This is a genomic window from Streptococcus sp. GMD6S (assembly GCF_000297015.1).
This window is the reverse complement of the sequence record NZ_AJRH01000244.1, coordinates 1-617: the sequence shown is the minus strand read 5'-3', so window position 1 is coordinate 617 and position 617 is coordinate 1. Positions and strand designations below refer to the sequence as shown.

The following is a 617-nucleotide window of genomic DNA, read 5'->3' as shown; positions in this document are numbered from 1 at the left end:
ATGACAACAGCGGATGAGATGCTTTATCCTGAAAATCTTCCGCTGGTGGATGATTTGATTTCTTATATGGCTGTTGGAGCTCGTTCTGTAGAGGATCAACAGCACCGTTTTGTAGCGAGTGGAGCAGATTTTTCAACAGGATTTAAAAATCCCACATCTGGAAATCTCAATGTTATGTTTAACGGGATTTACGCAGCGCAAAATAAACAGAGTTTCCTCTTCCTCGGTAAAGAGGTGGAAACAACAGGGAATCCATTGTCCCACGCCATTCTTCGCGGTGCCTTGAATGAATACGGGAAAAATATTCCTAACTACTACTATGACAATTTGATGGATACTATTGCCCAGTATGAAAAGATGGGCTTGGAAAATCCATTTATCATCATCGATACCAATCATGACAATTCAGGTAAGCAATATATGGATCAAATCCGTATCGTTCGTCAGACCTTGATCAACCGTGACTGGAATGAGAAGATCAAAAAATATGTTCGTGGTTTTATGATTGAGTCCTATCTAGAAGATGGACGTCAAAATGAACCAGAAGTTTTTGGTAAGTCCATTACAGATCCGTGTCTCGGATGGGACAACACAGAAGCACTTGTTCGCGAAATTTA

General features: G+C 40.5%; 1 pseudogene. It reads left to right on the top strand.

The annotated features are described in order from the left end of the window. A pseudogene (locus GMD6S_RS09945) lies at positions 1–617 on the top strand (3-deoxy-7-phosphoheptulonate synthase); the annotation flags it as partial.